Origin of the sequence: Bacillus sp. FSL M8-0071, assembly GCF_037975455.1 — a bacterium.
GTDB classification, from domain to species: Bacteria; Bacillota; Bacilli; order Bacillales; family Bacillaceae; genus Bacillus; species Bacillus subtilis.
In genome coordinates, this window is record NZ_CP150256.1 from 2855505 (window position 1) to 2881669 (window position 26165).

A 26165-nucleotide genomic window follows, 5' to 3' on the forward strand; every position below is an offset into this window, starting at 1 on the left:
TCTCTTCTCCTTTATGGCTAGTTTTAGGCTTTTTCCTTGCTTAGTCCATGTTTTTGATCAGTTCTTCTCCGAACTCTGAGCATTTCACTTCAGTCGCCCCGTCCATTAATCTAGCAAAATCGTAAGTTACGACTTTGGAAGCGATTGTTTTTTCCATAGATTTGATAACCAAATCAGCCGCTTCGTTCCATCCTAAATGCTCAAGAAGCAGAACGCCTGAAAGAATAACTGAAGATGGGTTTACTTTATCAAGGCCTGCATATTTAGGAGCCGTTCCGTGCGTCGCCTCGAAAATCGCATGTCCTGTTTCGTAGTTGATGTTCGCTCCAGGAGCAATGCCGATTCCGCCGACTTGCGCAGCAAGAGCATCAGAAATGTAATCTCCGTTCAAGTTCATTGTCGCAACGACATCAAACTCGTTTGGACGCGTTAAGATCTGCTGAAGGAAAATGTCAGCAATGCTGTCTTTGATAATGATTTTTCCTGCTGCTTCCGCTTCGCTTTGCGCTTTGTTGGCAGCGTCTTTTCCTTCTTCTTCAGCAATGCGGTCATATTGAGCCCATGTGAAGACTTTATCTCCGTATTCTTTTTCAGCAAGTTCATAGCCCCAGTTTTTGAACGCGCCTTCTGTGAACTTCATGATGTTTCCTTTGTGAACAAGCGTTACAGATTTGCGGCCATGCTCGATCGCATAATCAATGGCAGCTCTGACCAAGCGGCTTGTTCCTTCTTCTGAAACAGGCTTAATGCCGATACCTGATGTCTCAGGGAAACGGATTTTGTTGACGTTTAACTCATTTTGAAGGAAGCTGATAAGCTTTTGCACTTCTTCAGAGCCTTTTGCATACTCGATGCCTGCGTAAATATCTTCTGTATTTTCACGGAAGATGACCATATCAGTATCTTCAGGGCGTTTTACCGGTGACGGCACTCCAGTAAAGTATCTTACAGGTCTTAAGCAGACGAATAGGTCAAGCTCTTGTCTGAGCGCTACGTTCAAAGAACGGATACCGCCGCCGACAGGTGTCGTTAACGGGCCTTTAATCGCGATGAAATATTCGCGGATCACATCTAATGTTTCAGCAGGGAGCCACTCACCTGTTTTATTATAAGCCTTTTCTCCGGCGTAAACTTCTTTCCATGTAATTTTCTTTTCGCCTTTGTATGCTTTTTCTACTGCTGCTTCCAAAACCTTCGAAGCCGCGTTCCAAATATCAGGACCGGTTCCGTCTCCTTCGATAAATGGGATAATCGGGTTGTTTGGTACGTTTAATACTCCGTTAGAGACTGTAATTTTTTCACCTTGTGCCACAATAAAAACCTCCCAGTATGTAATTCATATTTAGAAAACATTTTATTTTTCTTATATAGAAAATAAAATGATTTTTCCTAACATTCAATTTAAAGTGTAACCCAATTTTGATGTTCTGAACAAGAGGCTAACCTCATTGACGCAAGCCAGCCTCCAATGGTTCTTTAGGCTCTTTCTTCAATCGGAACGAATTTTTGTTTGTCAGGGCCTGTGTAATCTGCCCGCGGGCGGATCAGACGGTTGTTGTCATACTGCTCAAGAATATGAGCGAGCCAGCCGGACATTCTGCTTACAGCAAAAATCGGTGTAAACAAATCATGGTCAATACCGAGGCTGTGATATACAGAAGCCGAATAGAAATCAACGTTAGGCGGAAGCTTTTTCTCTGATGTGACGATGTCTTCTATACGAATCGACATCTCATACCATTTGCTTTCGCCTGTCAGGTTGGTCAGGCGCTTGCTCATTTCTTTCAGATGCTTCGCGCGCGGATCACCATGCTTATACACACGGTGGCCGAATCCCATGATTTTTTCTTTCTTTTCAAGTTTAGCGCGGATGTACGGCTCAGCGTTTTCCACTTCACCGATTTCTGTCAGCATTTTCATAACGCCTTCATTCGCTCCGCCGTGAAGAGGCCCTTTCAGCGCGCCGATTGCTGCAGTAATGCCTGAATAGATGTCAGAAAGTGTTGCGACGCAGACCCTCGCTGTGAACGTTGACGCGTTCAGCTCATGGTCAGCATGTAAAATCAATGCTTTGTTGAAGGCTTCAACTTCAATTGGTGAAGGCTCTTCACCGTTTAATGTGTAAAGAAAATTCTCCGCAATACCGTAATCTTCTCTCGGTTCAACAGGCTCAAGACCCTTGCGAATTCTGGAAAACGCTGCAACCAGGCCAGGCACCTTTGCCTGAAGGCGGATCGCCTTTCTGTAGTTGGCTTCCGGGTTCATGGTATCAGCCTCGCTGTCAAGCAGGCCTAGTAATGAAATTGCTGTCCGAAGAGCAGCCATGGGATGAACATTTTCGAGGGAATAAGATTTGAAGTGCTCAATAATTTCTTGCGGAACGGCAGCTTCCTTTGCAAGCTGCTGCTTTAACTCTTCAAGCTCTTTTTTGTTTGGCAGCCTTAGATGCCAAAGCAAGTAGATGATTTCTTCAAAACTTGCATTCTCTGTCAAATCATCGATATCATACCCCACATATGTAAGGGTATCATCAATAATAGAACTAACAGATGATGTTGTTGCTACAACCCCTTCAAGACCGCGTGTCGCTGTCATATATAACATCTCCTTTTCAATAAATTTCCCCTTTAAGAGTGTTGTAAAAACATGAGGCTTACTTAAAAAGCACGATGCAAGTATTTCTCTCCCCCAAAAAGAAAATGCTTACATTTTACTGGCTGCTGGAACTAAAACCCTTTGCTTATGAAAGAACATAACAAATTCTTATAAGCTTATTTAAGTTTAAGCCTATTCTCATTATAAACAATAATCAGACATTTGTTAAATGTTTACCTATAATTTTTTTTTTTCATTCTGTGATTTCCCCGAAAAAACGCCTTTATTTGCGGGTTTTTGCATAAAAAAAAAGCGGCTTTAAGGCCGCTTTTTTTTATGAAGTGAACAGTTTTACGATCTGCATGGCTAAATAAGCAATCCCCGCTCCGATCAGCGGCCCCACCGCAACTCCTCCAAAAAGCGCGACTGCAAGAATGGTCCCGATCACGAGAGCAGTTGTAATATGCGGATCATTTTCAAGCAGGGCCAGGCCGTTTTTTGCAATCAGCGCCACTGCGATCCCCGCTCCAAGGGCGATCCATGCGTAGGAAGACCGCATTGCTTCTCCAAGCTGCTTAAATCCGATTTCTCCCGTGGCAATCGGGACAAGAACGGCGATGGTAATAATGGTCACACCCCAGTTAATGCCTTTTGACTGGATGGTCGGAAATAATTTCTGATCAAGCCCAACGATTTTGATGATCAAAAGGACGGATACAGCAAAGAGCAATGATTGGTTTTTTGCGATAAGTGCGATAGCCAAGAGTAAAATTAAAAATAAATTCGCTTGTGTAAACACATGCCATCCCTCCTTTAAGATGAATGTATTCATATTCAGCCGCAGCGTGAATACATATAAAAAATAGGACATGCTGACGAGAGGAGGACCGTTTTCGTGAATCAATCTTATATCACTATTTTTTTCAGAACCCTCTTTGTCATATCAATGACCGCAGGGTCGATAGCTGCGGCCTATTATTCGTTTCCGTTAACTTATCCGTTCCTGATCGCCCTTATTCTTTCTTCAGTGATTCATCCTGTTGTCGATTATTTGGACAAAGTGACAGGATTCCCCCGAACGATAAATGTTCTGGGCGTTCTTGCTTTTTTTCTGCTCGCAGCCTTCGGCGTCCTCACCATTCTGGTAGCCGAAATCGTAACGGGAACAGCCTATCTAGCAAAAACGCTGCCTCCGCATATCAGCACGTTTATTTCATATTGCGAAAAATTGTTTACCACTCATATTCAGCCGCTCTATAACGAGTTAACTCTTTTGTTTCAAGAATTGGAAACGAACCAGCAGGCTTCCATCGTCACTCATATCCAGACACTCGGTGATTCTGCCGCTAAAAATGCCGGGCTCCTGCTGTCCCACATTCTAGAGATGATCCCGAGATTTTTCGCTCTTCTTCCCAATACGGCGGCGGTTCTGATTTTTTCTCTTCTGGCAACCTTTTTTATGACAAAGGATTGGCATAAGCTGAAAGCCATGCTTGTTTTAATTCTGCCGGATCGTGTGACAGCTAACAGCAAAGCAATCAGCAGCGAATTAAAAAAAGCAATGACTGGTTTTATCAAAGCACAAGCCGTCCTCGTTTTCATCACGATGGTGATTGTATTTATCGGCCTTTCTCTCTTAAAGGTTGAACACGCCGCAACAATTGCTTTTTTAATCGGGCTTGTAGATCTTCTCCCTTACTTAGGTGCCGGCTCCGTATTTGTGCCCTGGATTTTGTATTTATCGATTACGGGCCAGCTGCCCCAAGCAATCGGAATTGGTATCCTGTACCTCGTCGTTCTTATTCAGCGGCAGCTGACAGAGCCCAAGATACTAAGTAAATCTATCGGGATCGATCCGCTGGCAACACTCATCGCCCTGTTTGCCGGCTTTAAATTATTCGGGTTTTTAGGACTGATTGCGGGACCGGCTGTACTCGTCATCATCCAAGCTTTCATCACAACAGGCGCATTAAAAGAAATATGGTCCTATATCACCGTTCAGCAAAAATAAAACGGCAGCCGTTTTTTCATGGCTGCCGTTTTTTATTTGATGATGATCCGCTTATTCTTCGACATACCTCTCAGCCATTTGAACAGAATCGGCTTACACCAGCCGCGGGTAAACGGGATAAGAAGACAGGCGCCGGCCAAATCTGATAAAAAGCCCGGAAGCATCAGCAATAGACCGCCAATGAAAATGCACAGACCGTCAGCAATCGCTTCTCCCGGCATTTTGCCATATTGAAGATCACGCTGAACCTTATAATACACTTCGGTTCCTTGTTTTTTTGCAGCTGCTGCGCCGATAATGCCAGTCAGAATCATGAATAGAACTGTCGGTAAAATGCCAATCAGCTTGCCTAAAAATAGGAATATGCCGATTTCTATTGCCGGAAACACAATAAAAAGCAAAAACAAAAATCTCATATCCAAGCCCCCCACACGTGTAACACGTTCTGTTCAACAAAAGGCATGATAAAGAGAAAAGGAAGGGATTCCCCTTCCATTTTCACCTGTAATTAAAGAACGCTCGCACGGCCTTGATAGACTGCGCCTCTGGAAGCGTCAACTGTAATATCCTGGCCATCTGTCAAAATAGATGTCGCATTTTCCAGACCCACGATAACCGGGATGCCAAGGCTTAACCCGACTACCGCAGCATGGCTAGTCAAACCGCCTTCTTCTGTAATAAGAGCAGACGCTTTTTCAAGGGATGCAATCATATCACGGTCAGTGCTTTTGGTAACAAGTACCGCACCGTCAGTCATTTTTTGCTCAGCTTCTTTTGCATTTTGTGCAACGACAACCGGACCGTAAGCTGATTTGCGTCCAATGCCTTGGCCTTTAGCGATGATATCGCCGACAGTATGAACCTTCATTAAGTTCGTAGTGCCGGACTCACCGACAGTGCCAGCTGTAATAACGATAAGATCGCCGTGTTTTACAATTCCGCTGTTCAATGATTTTTGGACAGCATCCTCAAGCATCTCATCTGTTGAGCTCGCATTTTGGCCGCTTTCCGCGAATACGCCAGATACGAGGGCAAGCTTTCTGGAAATAGAGTCATTTACAGTAACCGCAACAATCGGAGCCTGCGGACGGTATTTTGCAATCATACGTGCTGTATGGCCGCTTTCTGTCGGCGTTACGATCGCAGCAGCATTCAGGTTAATCGCCGTATGTGCGACAGATTGTCCAATTGCGTCTGTAATTGTCATGCCCACTTGGTCTCTGCGTTTTGAGAGAATTTCTTTATAATTTAATGCTTCTTCAGAACGGGACGCGATGTTATGCATTGTTTGAACTGCTTCAACCGGGTAACTTCCGGCAGCAGTTTCACCAGAAAGCATGATCGCATCTGTTCCGTCGAAGATCGCGTTTGCAACGTCACTTGCTTCCGCACGAGTCGGACGCGGGTTGCGCTGCATGCTGTCAAGCATTTGAGTCGCTGTAATAACAGGTTTGCCCAGCGCGTTGCATTTTTTGATCAGTTCTTTTTGCACAAGCGGCACTTCTTCAGCTGGAATTTCCACACCTAAGTCTCCGCGTGCAACCATTAAGCCGTCAGACACTTCGAGAATCGCATCGATGTTGTCAACGCCCTCTTGGTTTTCGATTTTAGGGATGATTTGAATATCCTGAGCGTTGTGCTCTTCAAGAAGCTCACGGATTTCGAGCACATCCGTGGAACGTCGAATGAAAGATGGTGCGATGAAGTCTACTCCTTGCTCAATACCGAAAACGATGTCTCGCGCATCCTTTTCAGTAATCCCCGGAAGATTGACACTTACGCCCGGTACGTTAACACCTTTTTTATTTTTGAGTGTTCCGTTGTTTAATACTTTTGTTTTAATTTCGCGTTTAGCGGCATCTACATCAAGTACCTCAAGACCGATAAGGCCGTCATCTAACAGAATCGTTGAACCTTGTTCAACGTCATGGACTAAACCTTCATATGTCACTGAAATTTTATCTGTTGTTCCTACAACCTCGTCCATTGAAATAATGAGCTCTTTGCCTGTTTCAAGCTCAATACCGCCGTTTTCCATTGTATGTGTGCGGATTTCAGGACCTTTTGTATCAAGCAGAATTCCAACGTTCTTGCCAAGTTTTTTGCTTGCTTCGCGGATATTTTTAATTCTTGCACCGTGCTCCTCAAAATCTCCGTGAGAAAAGTTTAATCGAGCCACGTTCATTCCTGACTCCATTAATTTCGTAAGCATTTCAATACTTTCACTTGCCGGACCGATGGTACAAACAATTTTAGTTTTTCTCATTTGGTTCACTTCCTTCTGAAATCTTCAGCCTTCAGCTGTACATTAGATAGACAGTTCTTTTGAAAGCTGATACATGTTTTGCTCAACTGTGTGTTTTGTCTCAAGTATTTCTATAATATCATGGTCTACAAGCTTATTGTTTTGTATACCTACACAGCGTCCGCCTTTTCCTTCAAGCAGCAGTTCAACTGCATATGCGCCGAGACGGCTTGCTAACACACGGTCAGCAGCACTCGGAGAACCTCCGCGCTGGATATGGCCCAATACAGATACCCTAGTTTCAAGATTTGTTTCTTCTTCAATGCGTTTCCCGAATTCAACACCGCTGCCTACACCTTCGGCAACAATAATAATACTGTGCTTCTTGCCGCGTTCGTGGCCGCGTTTTAAGCGGGCAATGATTTCGTGCATGTCATAGTCTGCCTCAGGGATTAAGATCGATTCCGCTCCCCCTGCAAGACCGGCCCACAATGCGATATCGCCGGCATGACGGCCCATTACTTCGATTACATATGTACGTTCATGAGAAGTCGCTGTATCGCGAATCTTATCAATTGCGTCAATTACTGTATTTAAAGCTGTATCGAAACCGATTGTAAAATCAGTGCCCGGAATGTCATTATCAATTGTACCCGGTACACCTACACATGGAAACCCGTGTTCCGTTAATTTTTTCGCACCCATATATGAACCGTCTCCGCCGATAACAACAAGGCCTTCAATACCAAGCTTCTTCAAGTTTTCTATCCCTTTTTCACGGCCTTCAACTGTTTTGAATTCAGGACATCTTGCCGTATAAAGCTTAGTTCCTCCACGATGTATAATATCGCCTACTGATCCGAGTTCAAGCTTTTCAATCTTTCCGCTGATCAATCCCGCGTATCCGTTGTAAATACCGTAAACTTCAACGTCATGATAGATCGCTTTTCTGACTACTGCGCGAACTGCTGCGTTCATTCCCGGGGAATCCCCGCCGCTCGTTAATACCCCTATACGTTTCATTCTCCATTCACCTCAGCAACATATATGATTAAACATAACATGATCATTGCCCTAAAAACAATGAAAAGGGATCTCCATCCTCCCTATGAAACCTTACCTATTATACAATTAAATAAATTGTTTTTAAATAAAATTTAAGGAATGTCACAAAAAATAAACGTGAGCCAAAGGCTTCACGTTTATTTAGTTTACCCCGATATATTGATCTTCAACCGAGACTTTGCCAATTGCTTTATATTTTTCATAGCGCTGCTGAACTAATTCTTCTTCGCTCAGCTTCAGCAAAGTTTTTAACGATTGTTTAAGGGTTTCGTCCATATAGCTTGCCTGCAGCTTCACATCATGGTGCGCTCCGCCTTTTACTTCTTTAATCATATGATCTATAATACCTAATTCTTTTAAATCCGGCGCAGTGATTTTCATTGTTTCTGCTGCTTTTTTAGCAAGACTGGAGTCCTTCCATAAAAGTGCCGCGGCACCTTCCGGAGAAATAACAGAATAAGTAGAGTTTTCCAGCATATGCAAGTGATTGCCTACACCCAGACCAAGGGCTCCGCCGCTTCCGCCTTCACCGATGACGATGCAGATAACAGGCACTCGAAGGCCGGCCATCTCAAACAGGTTTTTGGCAATAGCTTCACTTTGTCCTCTTTCTTCAGCTGCTCGTCCAGGGTATGCCCCCTTCGTATCAATAAAACAGATAATTGGTCTGTTAAATTTGTCAGCCTGTTTCATCAGACGAAGCGCTTTTCTGTAGCCTTCTGGATGCGGCATCCCAAAATTGCGGACTAGGTTTTCCTTCGTGTCTTTGCCGCGCTGATGCCCGATTACCGTTACAGGGAGGCCGTGGAACTTCGCAATCCCGCCGACAATGGCTTCATCGTCCCCGTACGCTCTGTCTCCGTGACATTCAAAAAAGTCGGTAAACAGGTGTTCGATATAATCAAGAGTTGTCGGACGGTCCGCCAGACGCGCGATTTGAACCCGGTCCCACGGCTTCAAATTTTTGTAAATATCATCCTGAAGCTTAGCGAGACGGTCTTCGAGCCGTTCGATTTCCGCACTTAGATCCATATCGGAATCTTGGGTGAATTTTTTTAGTTCGGCGATTTTGGTTTGCAGTTCAATCACCGGTTTTTCAAATTCTAATCTTGGAGCCACTCAATGTCACCTCCTGTTTGATGCATATCCAGCAGATTTTCTAACGTTTTTTTCATATCGTCGCGATGAATAACCGCATCAAGCTGTCCATGTTTTAATAAAAACTCAGCCGTTTGGAAGTCCTCAGGCAGTTTTTCTCCTATTGTCTGTTCAATAATCCGTCTTCCAGCAAAACCGATCAGCGCGCCAGGCTCAGCGAAATTGTAATCGCCAAGGGATGCAAAGCTTGCTGATACGCCCCCGGTAGTCGGATGCGTCATTACTGAAATAATAAGACCCTGTTCTTCACTGAACAGTTTTAACGCAGAGCTTGTCTTAGCCATCTGCATCAAACTTAATACGCCTTCCTGCATTCTAGCACCGCCTGAAGCCGTAAAAATAATAAACGGAACTTTATCAGCTTTTGCTTTTTCAATCGCAAGCGTGATTTTTTCACCGACGACTGAACCCATGCTGCCCATTCTGAATGAAGAGTCCATGACGGCGACAACAGCCGGGTGTCCGCCGATGGTGCCCTTGCCTGTCACAACAGCCTCGTTTAAGGATGTTTTCTCGCGATCTTTTTCAAGCTTTTCCAGATATCCCGGGAAACCAAGCGGATTTTCCGAGAGCATTCCCTGATTAAATTCCTCAAAGGATTGTTCATCCATCAAGCTTTCGATACGCTGTTTTGCGTTCATTGGGAAATGATAATCGCAGTTCATGCATACCCGCATATTTTTATCCAACTCTTTAGTGAGCATGATTTTTTTACACTTAGGACATTTTGTCATAATGCCTTCCGGAACATCGTGCTTCGCTTGATCAGACGGTACGGAAGCATACTTTTTCTTTTTCGTGAATATATCCTTTAACAAATGATTACCTCCCTTTTGTGAAGGGTTCTCTTCACCGCATGTCATCAAACAGATAGACTTGCTAATAACTTTACCGAAACTATTGTACTTTTTTTGTCAAACGCTGTCATCCTCAATTCGACAACTTTTTATTCGATGACGTGCTCGGAAAGGCTTGTATGAAATCAGATAAGGTGTTGAAACGACAAGGTTGACAGCGTATTCAAAAATAATGTTAAACCCGGCTGAAATTTTTTTAAGGCTAACCCCCTAAAAAAAATTCAGCCGTCAGTTTAACTTGAGAACAGCGCGTCGGTCTCCGCCAACGCGCTGCCATTTTTGGAATGAATTAAAATTATTCACCAATAATCGTAAGTTTTCTTGTTTTTTCTGCGACTTCCTCAGGGTCAACAGTGATTCTTGCAACACCTGTTTCCATCGCAGCTTTTGCCACAGCCTTCGCAACAGCAGGCGCAACACGTTTATCAAACGGTGCAGGGATGACATAGTCTGCGCTAAGCTCATCTTCTGAAACCAGTGAAGCAATGGCTTCAACCGCTGCGATTTTCATTTCCTCGTTAATATGAGTGGCACGCACATCAAGCGCTCCGCGGAAAATACCTGGGAATGCAAGAACATTGTTTACTTGGTTCGGGAAGTCAGAACGGCCAGTTCCGATAACGCTTGCTCCGGCTTCACGCGCATCTTCCGGCATGATTTCCGGATTTGGATTTGCCATTGCAAAGATAATCGGATCTTTTGCCATGCTTTGAACCATTTCTTTTGTTAGCGCGCCTGCTACAGAGACACCGATAAATACGTCAGCATCAACGATGACATCTTTCAGAGAACCGTCTTTGCGGTCTTGGTTCGTGAACTTCGCCACTTCATTTTTGACATCGTTCATGCCGTTCGGGCGCCCTTCATAAATGGCCCCTTTGGAATCGCACATCACAATGTCGCGAACGCCATAATGATGAAGAAGCTTGATAATCGCAATGCCAGCCGCACCCGCGCCGTTTGCGACAACTTTAATGGATGACATGGATTTTCCAGACAGTTTCAGCGCGTTCACAAGACCTGCTACGGTTACAATGGCAGTACCGTGCTGATCATCATGGAAAACCGGGATGTTTGTTTCTTTTTTGAGGCGCTCTTCAATGATAAAGCAGTTTGGCGCTGCAATATCTTCAAGGTTGACGCCGCCAAATGTCGGTTCCAGCAATTTTACAGTTTCAACGATTTTATCAACATCGTTTGTGTTTAAAGCAATCGGGAACGCATCTACGCCCGCAAAGCTTTTGAAAAGAACTGCTTTCCCTTCCATAACAGGAAGCGCCGCTTCAGGGCCGATGTTTCCAAGGCCAAGCACAGCTGTACCGTCAGTTACAACTGCTACCATGTTCCCCTTCATTGTGTAATCATATACTTTGTTAATGTCTTCATGAATATCCTTACACGGTTCTGCAACACCCGGAGAATACGCGAGGCTTAAATCTTTCGCATTTCTGACCTCTACTTTTGATTTAGACTCCAGTTTCCCCTGGTTGACTTTATGCAGGTGTAATGCTTCTTCTCTTAATGACATTCTCCTAAACACTCCTTATGGATATTTTTTGATTCGTATACTGCTGCGTTGATTGCTGCATTCTGCGGAGTAAATCTATCTGAATATTTAAACAGGATCACATAATTGCTCCAATTGTATAACAAAAAGCGAATCGTTACCACTGTTTTAAAACGACGTTTTTTTGACCCAACAGCTCTTTTAAGCGATATAACACCTGGTGATCTGCATTGATATGGAACGACTCAGGTAGCTTAATCGTCTGTTTTTGCCTTTCATAATAGAGATAAACGCCTGTTTCCCCTTTATGCTCCAGCAAAATGCGCTTAATCTTTGCCAGGATCTCCTGGCTGTGCTGACTGCTTTCTATTTTTATATAAACCGATGGCGCTTTTTCTGCATCCATATTTTCTAATAACTCTGCCCGGGACATGATGAATTGGATCTTATCTTGTCTAACTTCACATTTCCCCGCAGTGAACAAAAGAGCGCCTTCTCTTAAAACGGGAGAAAGCTGTCTGAATTGTTCAGGGAAGACTACGGCTTCCATCTCGCCGGTTTCATCACTGAGCGTTAAAAACGCCATGTTTTGACCTGTTTTCGTCCGAATCGTTTTGATCTTCGACAGCAGAACGCCTAGTGAAAGCTGCCTTTTGACTGCCCGCTGAGCCTGCAGAATGGAGACTGCTCCTTGCGCAGTGAGCTGTTTTCGGAAGGCGGAGAGGGGATGATTTGAAAAATAAATGCCAAGCGTTTCCTTTTCAAACGCAAGTAAATCCACCAGAGGAAGCTCCTCCGTCTCCACATACTTCGGCTTAATTGAAAACGATTCATCTAAAAACAATCCCATTTGGTCATCGTCCGCGGCGAATAGCTCAGCATGTTCCAAAGCAACATCAATGGATGCGAGCAGCGTGGCCCGGTTTTGGCCGAATTCGTCCATCGCACCAGAAAAGGTAAGTGCTTCAAGCATTTTGCGATTTACGCTTTTTGACGGCACGCGAAAGCAGAAATCGAAAAGATCTTCAAATGGTTTCTCTTTTCTTGCTTTATATATATCTTTGACTGCTGAGACGCCTACACTTTTTATCGCGCGGAGGCTGTATCTGACAGATCCGTTTTCAACTGTAAACGGAAAACTGCTTTTATTCACTGACGGAGGAAGGATACGAATCCCGCTCCCCTTTGCTTCGTAAAGATATTGAGAGATTTTATCCTCATTGCCAATGACGCTTGTCAGCAATCCGCACATAAAATATAACGGATAATGAGCTTTCAAATACGCAAGCTGGCACCCGATCATGCTGTATGCCACCGCATGGCTTCTGTTAAAGCCATAGTTTGCGAATTTGACGATTAAATCGTAGACCTCATTTGCAGTGTCTACAGAATACTCCTTTTTTAAGCACCCTTCAACAAAATGGCTTCGCTCTCTGTCCAGGATTTCTTTTTTCTTTTTGCTGACCGCCCTTCTCAATAGGTCCGCTTCGCCTAAAGAAAACCCCGCCATACGGGAAGCAATCATCATAATTTGTTCCTGATACACAATGACGCCATATGTATCTTCCAAAATGCTCCTTAAATCTTCATGAGGATAGTGAACAGGCGCCCGGCCGTGTTTACGGTCGATAAATAACGGAATATTTTCCATCGGACCCGGCCGGTACAGTGCATTGACCGCCACAATATCTTCTAGGCCCGAAGGTTTCAGCCGTTTCAAGACGCTTCTCATCCCTGCAGATTCAAGCTGGAAAATGCCTGTCGTATCCCCTTTTGACAGCAAGGAGAACGTTTTGTCATCGCTGTAGGAAATACTTGAAAGATCTATTTTAATATTTTCTTCTTTTTCAATCATTGAAGTGATGGATTCAATAAGTGTCAGATTCCTCAAACCTAAGAAATCCATTTTTAAAAGGCCCAAGTCTTCAAGATGGTCCATCGCGTATTGCGTTAAATAGATCCCTTCATGCCCTTCTTGAAGCGGAACAACATCTGTTAACGGTTCTTCACTCAGGACAACGCCCGCTGCGTGGGTTGATGCATGCCTTGGCAGCCCTTCTATTTTCCGGGCAATTGAATAGACTTGCTGAAGCAGGCTTGACTCCCGAAGCCGCTTATCCAGCTGCGGTGACTGCTGTCTCGCTTCATCCAGCGTCATTCCCGGTCTTGAAGGAATGAGTTTTGCAAGCTGATCTGCCTCCTTCGGGCTGACGCCGAATACTCTGCCGACGTCCCGGAGCGCCGCCTTTGCCGCAAGTGTTCCAAAGGTGATAATCTGTGCGACGTGCATCGCACCGTATTTCTGCTGAACATATTGAATGACTTCATCCCTTCTAGTATCGGGAAAGTCAATATCAATATCCGGCATGCTGACGCGTTCGGGATTTAAAAATCTTTCAAATAGAAGGTGATGCTTAATCGGGTCAACATCTGTGATATACAGCACATATGCCACAAGAGAACCTGCCGCAGAACCCCTTCCCGGTCCTGTAACAATCCCTTTTTCATGGGCGTGCTTCATAAAATCCCACACGATCAGAAAGTAATCGCTGAACTTCATCCGCTTGATAACATCAAGCTCATATTGAAGACGGCGAAGGTATCGTTCATCAGGCTTGCCGAAACGGCTGCGGAGTCCCTCCATACAGATATCCGTTAAATAATCATCAGCGGACGTTCCGTCTGGGGTCGGAAAAGACGGTAGACGGGTCTGCCCGAGACTGACGTCAACCCGGCATTGTTCCGCGATCTCTACAGAAGCTTGCAGTGCCTCGGGATGCTCTTGATAAATGTTTTGCATTTCTTCGAGTGGTTTCAAATCGAGATCAGGCAAATCTTCAGCGGGTGCATCCGTCAGTTTTTCCCCCGCTTTAATCGCTTTCAAACAACGGTAGGCAGCCTTATCTTCCTTCCTTATGTAATGCACATCGCCTGTGGCCGTAACAGGGATACCCGTTTCTTCTGATAGCTTTAGAATCTGCTCAGACAAGACTTGATTCCCTTTAAAAGGCTGATAGGAGAAATAAAAAGCTCCCTTTCCGAATATAGACTGAAATTCCAGCGAGGCTTGAGCAGCCTGTTCGAACAGCCCTCCTTCAAGAAGCGTTTCAATATATCCTTTTTCGCCGGGCGTTATTGCGATAATCCCTTCTCGATAACTGTGAAGCCATTTCGGCTTCAGTCCGCCTTTTGATTTAGATTGCAGAACGCTGCTGATTTTCAGCAGGTTTTGATAGCCTGTATTTGATTTTGCCAGCAGGACGAGCGGGTATGCTTCAAGCTCGCTGTCATCTGTAAAAACAGAAGCCGTCAAACCGATTATTGGGTTGATCCCTCTCGCCTTGCAAGCTTTATAAAATTGAATAGCTCCGTACATGACATGATCATCTGTCAGCGCCAAAGACGCATATCCGAGCCTGTCAGCTTCACTGACGAGTTCTTCCACAGCCGCGGCGCTGTTTAGCAGGCTATACCCGCTATGCACTTGCAGGTGAACAAAAGACATGCTATCACCTCTTTCTCATTACGATTCATTTCTTCCCTCATTATAAGGCCGGTTTCCAAAAGAAACAAATGTTCTTTTTTGACTCATCATCATACTTGTCCTGAAAGCTCAATATGATATAAAAGGTGAGGTGATAAAGATGGATCAGGAAGCAGGATTTATGGTGAATTTTATCAATAGCTACTTCATTGCGTTAGGGGTGCTGATCGGGGGCGCACTCATTGGAGGGCTCGGAGCATATTTGGCAGGCGAACCCCCGCTTACAGCCATTACAAAGCTTGCCAACCGGTTAAAAATATGGGCGCTTGTCGCAGCTATCGGAGGCACCTTTGATGCGGTATACAGCTTTGAACGCGGCATACTCGAAGGCAATACGAGAGATATCTTTAAACAGCTTCTTTTAATTATTTCGGCCATGGGAGGCGCGCAAAGCGGCTGGCTTATTATATCATGGCTGACCCAGGAGCATCTTTCTTCATGAGGGTCCCCCAGCATTACAAAAAACCGGGATGGCAGCGTTTTTTCGCGGGAATGATGTGCGGAGCCGTAATTAGCTGGTTCTTTTTCCTGTTTACTTACGGAACATTCCAAGAGGAGCAGGTCAGCCTCATCGAAAAGCAAAAAGAGCATGTAAAAGACTTGAACAATCAAATTTCGATCTATCAGGAAGATCTCCATAAACTGAATGAAGATAATAAAAGAAAACTGCTGATTCAAAGCGTCAGCGTCAAATTGCTGAATGGGGATAAATATAAAATATCACAGCCGGATAAAACGAAATTCGAGGAGCATGTAAAGGATGATATTTCAGAGGTGATTACAAAAGACATAGAGAGCGTCTATCAAACAAAGGATCTCTTGAAGCGGACAATTGAAAATAAAGTCTATATGATCAATGAAAAAAAATACGAGGCAACCGTCAGAGAATTGATTATTTATACGAGGCTGACAGTGGAACTTGAAATATCTTTCGCCACATAATTATGGATTTTTTTTAAATTCTCCAAACTTCTGTCGCTTTTTCCCATTCTTTTTTATAAACTATATGTGAGGCTTAATGGCGAAAGGAAGGAGGAAGGGAAATGGAGGTTTACAGTGACCGTCAGTTAGCAAAAGATCAAGCAGCCCGTCTCAGACAAGGTTTTTCTGCGTATGCCGAAACAAACTCACTCGCTTCCCTCATCAAAAAAGAACTTCAATCACACAATCTCCAAGTCTACGAGGACCTTACTGATTTCGGCTGCTGGTTCATCCCCGTCACAGATGAACACTAAGAGAGAGGGTCTCCCCTCTACTCGTGTTCTTTACATAATGTTTCCAGATCAGCTAAAATACGATCAGCTTCATCCCAGCTGTAAATAGAGGCGCCTGAAGCTAACGGATGCCCTCCGCCGTTATATTTCCGGGCAAGTCCGTTAATGACAGGCCCCTTCGAACGGAATCTGACTCTGATTTGATCGTCTTCTTCTACGAAAAACACCCAGGCGCGAATACCTGAGATATTGCCGAGCGTCCCGACAAGCTGCGACGCTTCAGAAGCCGTTGTGCCGAATTTTTCAAGCGTATCCTTTTTGATGAAAACAGAAGCCGCCCCGTTTTCGGACAAAGACACATTTTGAAAGATAAAGCCGTTAAGCTTCACCACATTCAGTTTTGTTTCATACAATTGATTAAATAACTCTGAGGAAGAGAATGGATACTGAATGAGCTCGCCTGCATATTTTAATGTTTTTTCAGTGGTATTCGGAAATAAAAAGCGTCCGGTATCTCCAACAATGCCGGCGTAGATCAGCTCTGCCGCTTTCGTATTCAGCTTCCAGCCGTGCTCTTTTCCTTCTAAATACAGCTCGTAAATCATTTCACTTACTGAGCTGGCGCTTGTATCGACCCAGAGAAGGTCACCGTATGGATCTTCGTTCGGATGGTGGTCGATTTTCATTAGTTTGGCGCCTGAAGGATAACGCTGATCATCGATTCTTTCCTGATTTGCCGTATCGCAGACAATGACAAGTGCGCCTTCATATGTTTCATTGTCCACCTCATCAAGGGAATATAAGAAGGAAAGGGACGGTTCAGGCGTGCCAACCGCAAAAATATTTTTTTCAGGATATGTTTCACGCAGGATTTCCGTAAGCCCGCACTGTGATCCGTAGGCATCCGGATCAGGACGCACATGTCTATGTAAGATAATCGTGTCATATAATGATATGGTTCTGATCAATTCTGTTTTCATTTGATACTCCTTTATTGTTTTTATTCATTAAATCACATTCTCTGCCGACGGAAAAGAAAAATAACGTCAAAACCAAGCCCGTTTTTGTATAAAATGGGTTTGTAAACTTTTACGATGGAGGATTTCATTTATGCTGGTTCTTGTTTTTTTGATTGGGCTTTCCGCCTGCTTTTATGTGTACTATAAAGTAAAAGGCGTACGGGCAAAGCCATCTTTGGCAAAAGAAATATGTTCAGCAAAATCAAGCATGGCCTTAGGGTCACTAGTCCTGTTCTACGGGCTCAACCAAATGATATTATTCCATTCAGTATTAACGTTAATAATCGGCGGTATCTTTATCGTCATAGGAGCAGGAAGCGCTTGGGCAGGTTATAAAGCCTTTAGGCATTACAATCCCCTTCACGCCAAAGAAGCTGAAAGAGATCACGCGTAAGGGGCGCCTGAACGTCCCTTAGCTTCTTTCCATCAGCTGAACCATCAGCATCGCTTTAGACACGATATGACCTTGGCTGTGCACTTCCACTTCCATTTTCCCGAACTTTCTGCCAGCCTCCAAGATGCGAGGTTTGACTTCGATGACTGATTCCATCTGCACAGGCTTCAAAAAGAAGATGGTGATGCTCTCTATGACGAGTTCGCCGCGTTTTTTCGAGCGCAAAAATCGGTTTGCCGCTTGCGTCAAAATGGTCGTAAATACGCCATAAGAAATGGTTCCAAGCTGATTTGTCATTTGCGGCGTGACTTCATACTCGTAAACCGTTTGATCTTCTTTATCATCACCCTCATCTTTAAACCCCCTTGAAACGATATCATCAAGCTTCTCCCCGACCTGCGGCTGCTTTTGAATCATTTGAAGAGCTTTCAATACGTCTTGGCGGCTGATCATGCCGATGAGTTTTTGGTGGCCGTCAGTGACGGGAAGCACTTCGATCCCTTCCCATACCATCATTTGCGCAGCTGAAGCGACAGATGTTTTCCCAATAACCGTGACGGGATTTTTGGTCATGACTTTTTCTATAGATGCATTTCGGTCATGGCCAGCAATATCTTTTGATGTCAGAATGCCATGGATTTTCATTTGATCGTCGACAACCGGAAAGCGGCCGTGCCCCGTTTCAAAATTTTTCTCATACCATTTTTCAAGTTTATCCTTAGGCGAAAGATATACCGTGCGGTCAGCAGGTGTTAGGATGTCCTCCACCAAAACAATTTCTTTTTTGATCAGCTGGTCATATATTGCCCGGTTAATCATCGCGGCAACTGTAAAGGTGTCATAGCTCGTGGATAAAATCGGCAGTTCAAGCTCATCTGCCAGCTGCACAATGCTGTCATCCGTGTTAAAGCCTCCGGTCACCAATACGGCCGCGCCCGCTTCAAGCGCCTGCCTGTGTGCATTGATTCTGTTTCCGACAATCAAAAGATTCCCCGCTGCGGTGTAACGCATCATCGCGTCAAGCTCCATCGCGCCGATGACGAATTTATTCAATGTCTTATGGAGCCCTGCCCTGCCTCCGAGCACTTGTCCGTCTATAACATTTACAACCTCTGCATAGGTAAGCTTTTCAATGTTCTCTTTTTTCTTTTGTTCAATTCTGATTGTGCCCACACGTTCAATTGTGCTGACAAACCCTTTATTCTCTGCTTCCTTGATCGCTCTGTACGCGGTTCCTTCGCTTACTTTCATTTCCTTTGCAATTCTTCGGACAGAAATTTTTTCACCGACAGGCAGTGAATCGATATACGTTAAAATTTGTTCATGCTTCGTTGCCAAGCCTTTCACCTCTAAGGACAGTCTTCTTGTTTTTATTATAAGGTTTCAAAGGATTTATACGCAATGAGGCTGGAAAATAAAAAAGAAGCCCGACCGGCTTCTTACAGCGTTGATTTCGTTCCAGTCAAGCGCAAGGACCCCGTGGCTCCTTTTACATCGCAAAGCGGAAAAACCTTTATTTTTCTTTTAAATGGACATCAACCGCTGTCTTAACAATATTTCGATTCCCTATTTTAGATAAAACAAATAAAACTGCGAATAGCCATATCGCCCCTATGACCGTATAGATCAATGGATAAACAGCTGTGTTTGCGATCCATTCATTTATTAATGTTCTGGCATTTACCAGAATAATAAACCCTCCTACAAGCACACCCATCAATTGCGGATGAAACTTCTGCACCAGCCATGCTGCGATAGGGGCAGCGATAATTCCGCCGGCCATTAGTGAAAACACCCATAACCAATTGACGTCCTCCCATCCTAATGAAATAAGAAAACCGGCAGTTGCAGATACCGCGATGGCAAATTCACTTGTGTCTACAGTCCCGACAACTTTCCTCGGGCTCAAGCCTTTGCGGGATAATAAAATCGGCGTGGTCACCGGTCCCCAGCCGCCTCCACCTGTGGCATCTGCAAAACCAGCGATCACGCCCAATGGGATGGATTGTTTTCGGTTTAACGGCACATGCTTCTTCTCAAGAGCCGGCTTATATTGAAATAAAAACCTGATCAATACATATCCGCCCAGAAGGAGCAAAAACAAAGAAATATAGGGTGTCGCCACATCTCCAGGTAATTGGCTAAGGAATGCCGCGCCTAAAAAAGCGCCTATAGAGCCGGGAATGACAAGCTGATAAACGGTTTGTTTGTCAACATTGCCAAATTTAATATGCGACACTCCCGATGCGGCAGTCGTTACGACTTCCGCTAAATGGACAGAAGCTGAAGCCACAGCAGGTGTGATGCCAAACGCCAATAACAAAGAAGTTGAGGTAACCCCATAAGCCATACCTAACGAACCGTCTATTAACTGCGACAATAAACCAATAAATGCAAAAACGATTAATTTCTTCATCAGAACACCCCATCTATATCAATCAGATATTTTTGACTCTTCATTCGAATCTAACAATCTCTTGGCGCTTTCATATAAAAAATAAGAGGCTTTGATAATGGCAGTTTCATCAATTGTAAATGCAGGGTGGTGCCAATCATGATCACCGTCTGTTCCAAAAAACGCAAAGGATCCCGGAATATGCTCAAGATAATAAGCAAAATCTTCCCCCGCGGTTGATGGGGCGGGATCAATGACTTGAAGTTTCGCTTTATGCGCAGCGTCTCGCACCAGCCCCGTAATTGCCTCATCATTACAAAGCGGCGGCGGTCCGGAATGCCACTTCACATTTGCCTTTAACGAGAAAGCGGCAGAAATCTGCTCTGTGACTGCCAAAAAACGCTGTTTCACTTGATTACGAACCTCTGAATCAAATGTACGAACAGTGCCCTCAATGACAACTGTATCCGGAATGACATTCCAAGTGCTGCCGCCGTTGATTTTCCCTACGGTTAAAATCGCGCTTTGCAGCGGGTTTACATTTCTGCTCACAATCGTTTGCAGGGCGACAATAAGCTGAGAAGCGCCGACAATTGGATCAAAACCATTATGCGGCAATGCTGCATGAGCGCCTTTCCCTTCTATCTTTACTTTAAATCGGTCAACAGCAGCCATAAGCGGGCCTGTTTTTAACCCTACAGTCCCAACCGCGATATCCGGTTTATTGTGAAGGCCAATAACCGCATCAATGCCATCCAGTTGGCCGTCCTTTATCACTTTTGCAGCGCCTGCACCCGCTTCCTCTGCCGGCTGAAATAATAAACGAATCTTTCCTTTCAGACTGTCTTGATTTTCCTTCAATAAAAAGGCCGCACCAAGAAGCGCTGCCGTATGAAAATCATGACCGCACGCATGCATGATCCCTTTATGTTTAGACGCATAAGGCAATCCTGTTTTTTCTTCAATTGGCAAGGCGTCAATATCAGCCCTCAAAGCAATCGCCGGACCTTCTGACTCCCCTGCTATGTCTGCGAACACACCCGTTTTTAGAGCAGTAGGGCGAATCTGTATCCCCTTTTCTTTAAGGCATTTTTTTATAAAAGCAGTTGTTTCAAATTCTTCTTTTGACAGTTCAGGATATTGGTGCAGGTGCCGGCGAATGCCGATGAGCTGCTTTTCTAGCGTTGAGAGATTTACGGGATTATACTCCCCTTTCAACTTCAGGATGTCATTTCCTGTAGTCTGATATGGATAGGAGCCTTCTATATTTCTCCAATAATCCAAAGACATATGTTCCGCTCCTTTCCCTATCCCAATATATTTTCTTCAGACTCTTCAACATAAGATGAAATAAATCGGTTCAATTTATCAGCAAGACCGCCCGCCCCAAATCTTATATACTTGCTGGAAACTTTCGGATTATCTTCTTTCAAAAAGCTTAAAAAAGATAAAATATAAATGCGCCTGTAAGCTACTTGTGTAATTCCGTACTCAAAAAACCAGTTATCAATGACATTGTATACGCCTCGGTTGACGCCATATAGGTTATTACATTTCTTGTAAAAACAGAGATCCGGAAGATTTAACTCTTGATGGGAAAGCAGGCTTTCTTTTTTGTTCGGTGCCATAATCCCAATCAGCTCAAAGCGTTTTGCAACGCACGAAATATCCTTTTTAATTTGCTTTGTTAACGACTCCAAAGCATCAAACCTTCTTTCTTCTCTAATTTTAAAGAGAATGCTGCATTCGATTTTTTCTCCATAGATGTCTCTATGAAAGTCAAACAAAAAAATCTCCAATGTCCTTTTAAGGTTAGAGCCCACCGTCGGTTTCACACCGATATTCATAACCCCTAAATGAAATTGGTGATTGACTGTCGCCAGAACTCCATAAACTCCATTACGCAGCCCATGCATTTTTGCATCTACATTTGCCGTGGGGAATCCAAGCTTTCTGCCTAATTGTTTTCCTTTCACAACCGTACCGGCAATGATCGTCAAAAAAGTCAGCCCCCTCTCTCAGCTTCCGCATTCGATCAGACGAAACCTAATGATGTGATGAATGTAAAACGGATTGATGCTGCGGAATGCCAAGACCGAGATTTTCCCGCAATGTCCCGCCGCGATAATCTTGACGATAAAGCCCTCTTTCTTGAAGAATCGGAATCACCTTTTCTACAAAAGCATCAAGTGTTCCCGGTATATCCGACCCAACGATAAACCCATCCGCCGCCTCAGCGTTGAACCAAGTTTCAATTAAGGATGCGACACGCTCTGGTGTTCCGATGAATAGAGTCCGTGGAAAAGCCATTTCCTGTGCTACCTCCCGCAATGTCAGATTTCTGGCTTTTGCTTCTCTCTTAATCCGGTCTGTTGTGCTTTGAAACGCATTCTTTCCCACATCGCCAATATCGGGAAATGGCTCATCCAACGGGTAAACACTCAGATCATAATCATCAAAAAAACGGGCCAAATAAGTAACAGCATTTTCAATCGGTATCAATTCTGCAAATTCACGATACTTCTTTTCCGCCTCTTCTTCCGTATCTGCCACAATCGGGCTGATCCCTGGAAAAATCCGCACACTTGAAGGATCACGCCCTTCATCAGCAGCTCGGCTTTTCACATCCGCATAAAACGCTTTTGTCTCTTCTAATGAATTGGAATGGGTAAAAATCGCATCCGCATTTTTAGCAGCAAACTGCCGGCCTGTTTCTGATGAACCCGCTTGAAACACTACAGGCTCTCCCTGCTTAGAGCGCCCGATATTCAAGGGCCCCTCTACTTGAAAATACTTTCCTTTATGATTCAGGCGATGAAGCTTCGCCTGATCGAAAAACTGCCCTGTTTTCTTATTGTGTATAAATGCGTCATGCTCCCAGGAATTCCACAGCCCGCGCACAACATCCAAATGCTCTTGTGCGATCTCGTAACGTTCAGTGTGTTCTGGCAAATTAGACTTACTATGGTTGCGCGCCGCTCCTTCCTGCGGCGAAGTAACCAGATTCCAGCCGGCCCTGCCCCCGCTGATATGGTCCAGCGACATCAATTGTCTGGAGATAGTGAATGGCTCAGTAAAAGATGTAGAGAACGTCCCTACTAAACCAATATTTTTGGTAACCGATGCCAGCGCAGATAAAATGGTGATCGGTTCAAAACGGTTTAAAAAATGAGGAATCGATTTTTCAGAAATAAATAAGCCGTCTGCAATGAAAATAAAACTAAACAAACCTTTTTCAGCTGTTTGCGCCTTTTTCATGTAAAATTCAATATTCGTGCTGGCCGAGGGATCAACATCGGGATGACGCCAGCCGTCAGTTGTTCCCCCGACACCGTGAATCATGGCTCCAAACTGAATAAAATCTGCACGTGTCATCTTTTTGCCTCCTTTATCTGTGCATGATTAGCAAGTGCAAGATCAAGGTGTTCAATGCCGATTTCAGTTATCCCTTGATACTGATTGCCGCGCCCGATTTCGACCACAGGCACATGGCGCACCCCATATTTCACCTGTAAAATATCCCGAAGTTCCTCTTTCTCTGAAACATCGATATTTTGGAACGGGAACCCTTTTTCATTCAAATAATTCTTGACTTCCTCACAATACGAACAGCCTTTTTTACTCCAAACCACAATGTTCACAACATCACTCATTCTTCTGTCCCTCCTTAACGTTTTGCAGCTAAAACTGCATCGCTCAGCAGCTGATAAGACAGCTGTTTTTCTACAGCATTTTTGATAGGTGTAAAAATAACAAAATCATTGATTTTGTATGTGCCTGATAAACGTGTTAATTCTTCTGCCACTTCTTCCTTTGTTCCGGCAATAATCCCGGTTTTTTGCACGATGATGTCATAGGGCTCTGTGACGTTTTCCAGATAGGCCTCAGCCTGTTCGCGGGAACCGACGTTGACCTTACGCCCGTCTTTCAAAACCACTTTTATCGATTCACGCGACACAATATGTTTTTCCGCTTCTTCTTTTGTATGTGCCGCAAAAACAGCGGGGGCAAGATGAAATTCAGCCTCAGATCCTGGCGGGAGATGCGCGTCAAATGCTCGGCGGGCTTCCTTCAGCACTTCCTCTTCACCGTTAATAAAGTAAGCAAAGACAAAAGAGATTCCCAGTTTTGCAGTAGAAATGGCACTCTCTGTGCTTCCTCCCAATAGAAAAATACCCGGCTTCCGATCAACCTGCGGCCTAGGACGCAATGCGGCATAGCGGTGGGTATCAGGAAAATCATCCCGAACGAAATGAGTAAGCTCCTCCAGTTTTTCATCAAACTGACGCACCGGTTTTTTATATTCGGCCTGCAGCGCGTCTGTGGACAGCTGAAACCCGCCGGGCGCTTTGCCCACTCCAAGATCTATACGGCCGGGAGCTAACGCTGATAGAAGATGGAATTGCTCCGCTACTTTATAAGAGCTGTAATGCTGCAGCATCACTCCGCCTGATGCTAAACGAATTTTTCTTGTGCTTGCAGCAAGATAGCCTAAAAGAACCTCGGGTGCAGACCCTGCAATCTCATCATTGTTGTGATGTTCGGCCACCCAAAATCGGTGATATCCACATTCTTCAGCCATTTGTGCCAATTTCACTGTATGCTGTAATGTATCAGCTGCTGTCTCCCCTTCACCAATCAAGCTTTGGTCTAAAATACTTAAGCGGATCATATCACCGGCTCCTTTATGTGTTCTTTTGGTTCAAATAAATATTCCGGCGAAACACGGCGGAGAAACTGCCTCGTTCTGTCTTTTTTGGTATGGCGGAAGACTTCCTCCGGGGTTCCTTGTTCAACAATGACTCCTTCATCCATAAAAACAACTTGATCAGAGACCCTTCTTGCAAACTCCATTTCATGTGTAACAACAATCATGGTGGCTCCGGTTTTCACGATTTCCAGCATTACCTCAAGCACTTCACCGACCAGCTCCGGGTCAAGCGCTGCCGTCGGCTCATCGAACAGCAGCACATCAGGATGAATGGCAAGCGCCCTTGCTATCCCTACCCTCTGCTTTTGTCCTCCCGATAACTGACTCGGATAAGCGTTCAATTTATCTTGAAGCCCGACCTTTCTCAGTTCATTTTCCGCTACGGCATACGCGTCTTGTTTTCTCATTTTCCGGGCAATCGTCAAGCCCTCCATGACATTTTCAATCACCGTTTTGTGAGCAAACAGGTGGTATTGCTGAAATACCATTGCCGTCTGTTTTCTGAGCCAGTGAACCTCTTTTTTGGACGGAAAGCGGCAATTAATCACTTTGTCATGTATAGAAATGATCCCTTCGTCTGGACGTTCTAATAAATTCAGGCACCGTAAAAAGGTGGTTTTCCCTGATCCGCTCGGCCCGATAATCGTCACAACTTCTCCCTTGCGTACCGTGAGATTTATCCCTTTTAATACATGGTGGATGCCAAACTGTTTATGGATATTTTTAATCTCAATCATAAAGTGCCTCCTTGAAATCTGGCTGCCTTTCTCTCTAATACTCCATTTACGGATTCTAGGATTAGAGTCAGCACCCAATAGATAATCGCTGCTCCGATAAACGCTTCTAAAAATGCATAATTATCAGAAGCAACGATAGTCGCCGTCCCTGTAATCTCTGGGACAGCCACTATAGCCGCGATAGAGGTGGTATGCAAAAAGCCGATACCCAAATTTGTGAAGTTTGGGATGGAAACCATCAGCGCCTGCGGCAATATTACACGCCGAAAGGTTTGGCTGTATGTCAAGCCGATTGAATAAGCCGCTTCGACCTGTCCGGTATCCATCGCCAAAATGCCCGACCGGATGATTTCTGTGAGATAAGCTCCGGCAGTTAAAGACAAGGCCATGATGACAAACATGGAGACCGGTATCTCATTGGCGGACCAGCCGAGATGAAAAAAACTGCTGACTTGATCTGCAACAGGCGGTATCCCTAAATAAATCAACATAATGTGAAGAATTGCAGGTGTACTTCGAAAGAAAGACACATAAAACCTTGAGCAAGCCACCAAGCCCTTAATTCTAAAAATTCTAACAATTATATTTCCAAGAGCCACGAGAAATCCAAACACAATCGGCAAAACAGCCATCATCAATGTCAGAGGAATGGTCTTTACCATTTCTTTCATGGCGGAAACGATAAATGGAAAGTCAAATTGCAATCTTCTCCC

25 protein-coding genes are annotated in these 26165 nt (G+C 44.4%); 5 read left to right on the plus strand and 20 right to left on the minus strand.

Going from position 1 to position 26165, the window contains the following annotated elements:
• Positions 1-40: 40 nt before the first annotated feature.
• The 3 genes from icd to MKX71_RS14855 all read right to left on the minus strand — a co-directional run bounded on the left by icd (position 41) and on the right by MKX71_RS14855 (position 3394).
• Positions 41-1312, minus strand: coding sequence for an NADP-dependent isocitrate dehydrogenase (gene icd / locus MKX71_RS14845; protein ID WP_014477637.1), 1272 nt, complete (start codon positions 1310-1312; stop codon positions 41-43).
• A gap of 164 nt (positions 1313-1476) precedes the next feature.
• A complete protein-coding gene (gene citZ / locus MKX71_RS14850) occupies positions 1477-2595 on the minus strand; it encodes a citrate synthase (RefSeq protein ID WP_004398810.1) in 1119 nt (372 codons plus the stop codon).
• Between the two features lie 334 nt (positions 2596-2929).
• Entirely contained in the window at positions 2930-3394 is a 465-nt protein-coding gene (locus MKX71_RS14855) for a DUF441 domain-containing protein (RefSeq protein ID WP_015251478.1), read from the minus strand.
• A 96-nt stretch (positions 3395-3490) separates the two neighbouring features.
• On the opposite strand from MKX71_RS14855, the gene ytvI reads away from it, so the two are divergent.
• A complete protein-coding gene (ytvI, locus tag MKX71_RS14860; RefSeq protein WP_004399115.1) occupies positions 3491-4606 on the plus strand; it encodes a sporulation integral membrane protein YtvI in 1116 nt (371 codons plus the stop codon).
• Positions 4607-4638: 32 nt separating this feature from the next.
• On the opposite strand, the gene MKX71_RS14865 is transcribed toward ytvI, so the two are convergent.
• The 7 genes from MKX71_RS14865 to dnaE all read right to left on the minus strand — a co-directional run bounded on the left by MKX71_RS14865 (position 4639) and on the right by dnaE (position 14943).
• A complete protein-coding gene (locus MKX71_RS14865; RefSeq protein WP_015251477.1) occupies positions 4639-5022 on the minus strand; it encodes an FxsA family protein in 384 nt (127 codons plus the stop codon).
• A 92-nt stretch (positions 5023-5114) separates the two neighbouring features.
• Positions 5115-6872 (minus strand): pyruvate kinase, encoded by a 1758-nt coding sequence (pyk, locus tag MKX71_RS14870; RefSeq protein WP_004398560.1) that lies wholly within the window; start codon positions 6870-6872, stop codon positions 5115-5117.
• Positions 6873-6914: 42 nt separating this feature from the next.
• Complete coding sequence (gene pfkA, locus MKX71_RS14875; RefSeq protein ID WP_003237788.1) at positions 6915-7874, minus strand: 6-phosphofructokinase; 960 nt, start codon at positions 7872-7874, stop codon at positions 6915-6917.
• 183 nt (positions 7875-8057) lie between these two features.
• On the minus strand, positions 8058-9035 hold the full coding sequence (gene accA / locus MKX71_RS14880; protein WP_003229417.1) for an acetyl-CoA carboxylase carboxyl transferase subunit alpha: 978 nt from the start codon (positions 9033-9035) through the stop codon (positions 8058-8060).
• Positions 9020-9892: an acetyl-CoA carboxylase, carboxyltransferase subunit beta gene (gene accD / locus MKX71_RS14885; RefSeq protein ID WP_003223544.1), complete on the minus strand. Its 873-nt coding sequence runs from the start codon at positions 9890-9892 to the stop codon at positions 9020-9022. Before accD ends, accA begins: the two co-directional genes overlap by 16 nt.
• A gap of 334 nt (positions 9893-10226) precedes the next feature.
• Positions 10227-11459: an NADP-dependent malic enzyme gene (gene maeB / locus MKX71_RS14890; protein ID WP_014664951.1), complete on the minus strand. Its 1233-nt coding sequence runs from the start codon at positions 11457-11459 to the stop codon at positions 10227-10229.
• Positions 11460-11595: 136 nt separating this feature from the next.
• Positions 11596-14943 (minus strand): DNA polymerase III subunit alpha, encoded by a 3348-nt coding sequence (gene dnaE, locus MKX71_RS14895; protein ID WP_339231270.1) that lies wholly within the window; start codon positions 14941-14943, stop codon positions 11596-11598.
• A gap of 139 nt (positions 14944-15082) precedes the next feature.
• On the opposite strand from dnaE, the gene ytrH reads away from it, so the two are divergent.
• The 3 genes from ytrH to MKX71_RS14910 all read left to right on the plus strand — a co-directional run bounded on the left by ytrH (position 15083) and on the right by MKX71_RS14910 (position 16217).
• A complete protein-coding gene (gene ytrH / locus MKX71_RS14900) occupies positions 15083-15424 on the plus strand; it encodes a sporulation membrane protein YtrH (protein WP_003229410.1) in 342 nt (113 codons plus the stop codon).
• Positions 15421-15924, plus strand: coding sequence for a sporulation membrane protein YtrI (ytrI, locus tag MKX71_RS14905; protein WP_003229408.1), 504 nt, complete (start codon positions 15421-15423; stop codon positions 15922-15924). Before ytrH ends, ytrI begins: the two co-directional genes overlap by 4 nt.
• Positions 15925-16025: 101 nt before the next feature.
• Positions 16026-16217: a hypothetical protein gene (locus MKX71_RS14910; protein ID WP_003229407.1), complete on the plus strand. Its 192-nt coding sequence runs from the start codon at positions 16026-16028 to the stop codon at positions 16215-16217.
• Between the two features lie 17 nt (positions 16218-16234).
• On the opposite strand, the gene nrnA is transcribed toward MKX71_RS14910, so the two are convergent.
• Positions 16235-17176 (minus strand): bifunctional oligoribonuclease/PAP phosphatase NrnA, encoded by a 942-nt coding sequence (gene nrnA / locus MKX71_RS14915; RefSeq protein WP_004398971.1) that lies wholly within the window; start codon positions 17174-17176, stop codon positions 16235-16237.
• 130 nt (positions 17177-17306) lie between these two features.
• Between nrnA and MKX71_RS14920 the strand changes: the two genes are divergently transcribed.
• Positions 17307-17609 carry a YtpI family protein gene (locus MKX71_RS14920; RefSeq protein ID WP_033884129.1) on the plus strand — a complete coding sequence of 101 codons (303 nt, stop codon included), beginning with the start codon at positions 17307-17309 and terminating at the stop codon, positions 17607-17609.
• 18 nt (positions 17610-17627) lie between these two features.
• Here MKX71_RS14920 and MKX71_RS14925 read toward each other — a convergent pair whose 3' ends face one another.
• The 9 genes from MKX71_RS14925 to tcyM all read right to left on the minus strand — a co-directional run bounded on the left by MKX71_RS14925 (position 17628) and on the right by tcyM (position 26156).
• The gene (locus MKX71_RS14925; protein ID WP_004398641.1) at positions 17628-18947 is read right to left on the minus strand and encodes a CBS domain-containing protein; all 1320 of its coding nucleotides are present in this window, start codon (positions 18945-18947) and stop codon (positions 17628-17630) included.
• Positions 18948-19122: 175 nt separating this feature from the next.
• The gene (locus tag MKX71_RS14930) at positions 19123-20025 is read right to left on the minus strand and encodes a sulfite exporter TauE/SafE family protein (RefSeq protein ID WP_339231272.1); all 903 of its coding nucleotides are present in this window, start codon (positions 20023-20025) and stop codon (positions 19123-19125) included.
• An 18-nt stretch (positions 20026-20043) separates the two neighbouring features.
• Complete coding sequence (gene sndA, locus MKX71_RS14935; protein WP_282915604.1) at positions 20044-21294, minus strand: S-alkyl-N-acetyl-metabolite deacetylase SndA; 1251 nt, start codon at positions 21292-21294, stop codon at positions 20044-20046.
• A 17-nt stretch (positions 21295-21311) separates the two neighbouring features.
• Positions 21312-22004, minus strand: a complete 693-nt coding sequence (gene ribR, locus MKX71_RS14940; protein WP_220396782.1) for a riboflavin kinase — start codon at positions 22002-22004, stop codon at positions 21312-21314.
• 46 nt (positions 22005-22050) lie between these two features.
• A complete protein-coding gene (locus tag MKX71_RS14945; RefSeq protein ID WP_004398733.1) occupies positions 22051-23379 on the minus strand; it encodes an LLM class flavin-dependent oxidoreductase in 1329 nt (442 codons plus the stop codon).
• The gene (locus MKX71_RS14950) at positions 23376-23657 is read right to left on the minus strand and encodes a glutaredoxin family protein (RefSeq protein WP_076458255.1); all 282 of its coding nucleotides are present in this window, start codon (positions 23655-23657) and stop codon (positions 23376-23378) included. The genes MKX71_RS14945 and MKX71_RS14950 overlap by 4 nt, the downstream gene beginning before the upstream one ends.
• 14 nt (positions 23658-23671) lie before the next feature.
• Entirely contained in the window at positions 23672-24676 is a 1005-nt protein-coding gene (locus MKX71_RS14955) for an LLM class flavin-dependent oxidoreductase (RefSeq protein WP_339231273.1), read from the minus strand.
• Positions 24673-25452 (minus strand): sulfur-containing amino-acid ABC transporter ATP-binding protein TcyN, encoded by a 780-nt coding sequence (gene tcyN / locus MKX71_RS14960; protein WP_004398701.1) that lies wholly within the window; start codon positions 25450-25452, stop codon positions 24673-24675. The genes MKX71_RS14955 and tcyN overlap by 4 nt, the downstream gene beginning before the upstream one ends.
• A complete protein-coding gene (gene tcyM / locus MKX71_RS14965; RefSeq protein WP_019712895.1) occupies positions 25449-26156 on the minus strand; it encodes a sulfur-containing amino acid ABC transporter permease TcyM in 708 nt (235 codons plus the stop codon). Before tcyM ends, tcyN begins: the two co-directional genes overlap by 4 nt.
• Positions 26157-26165: the final 9 nt, after the last annotated feature.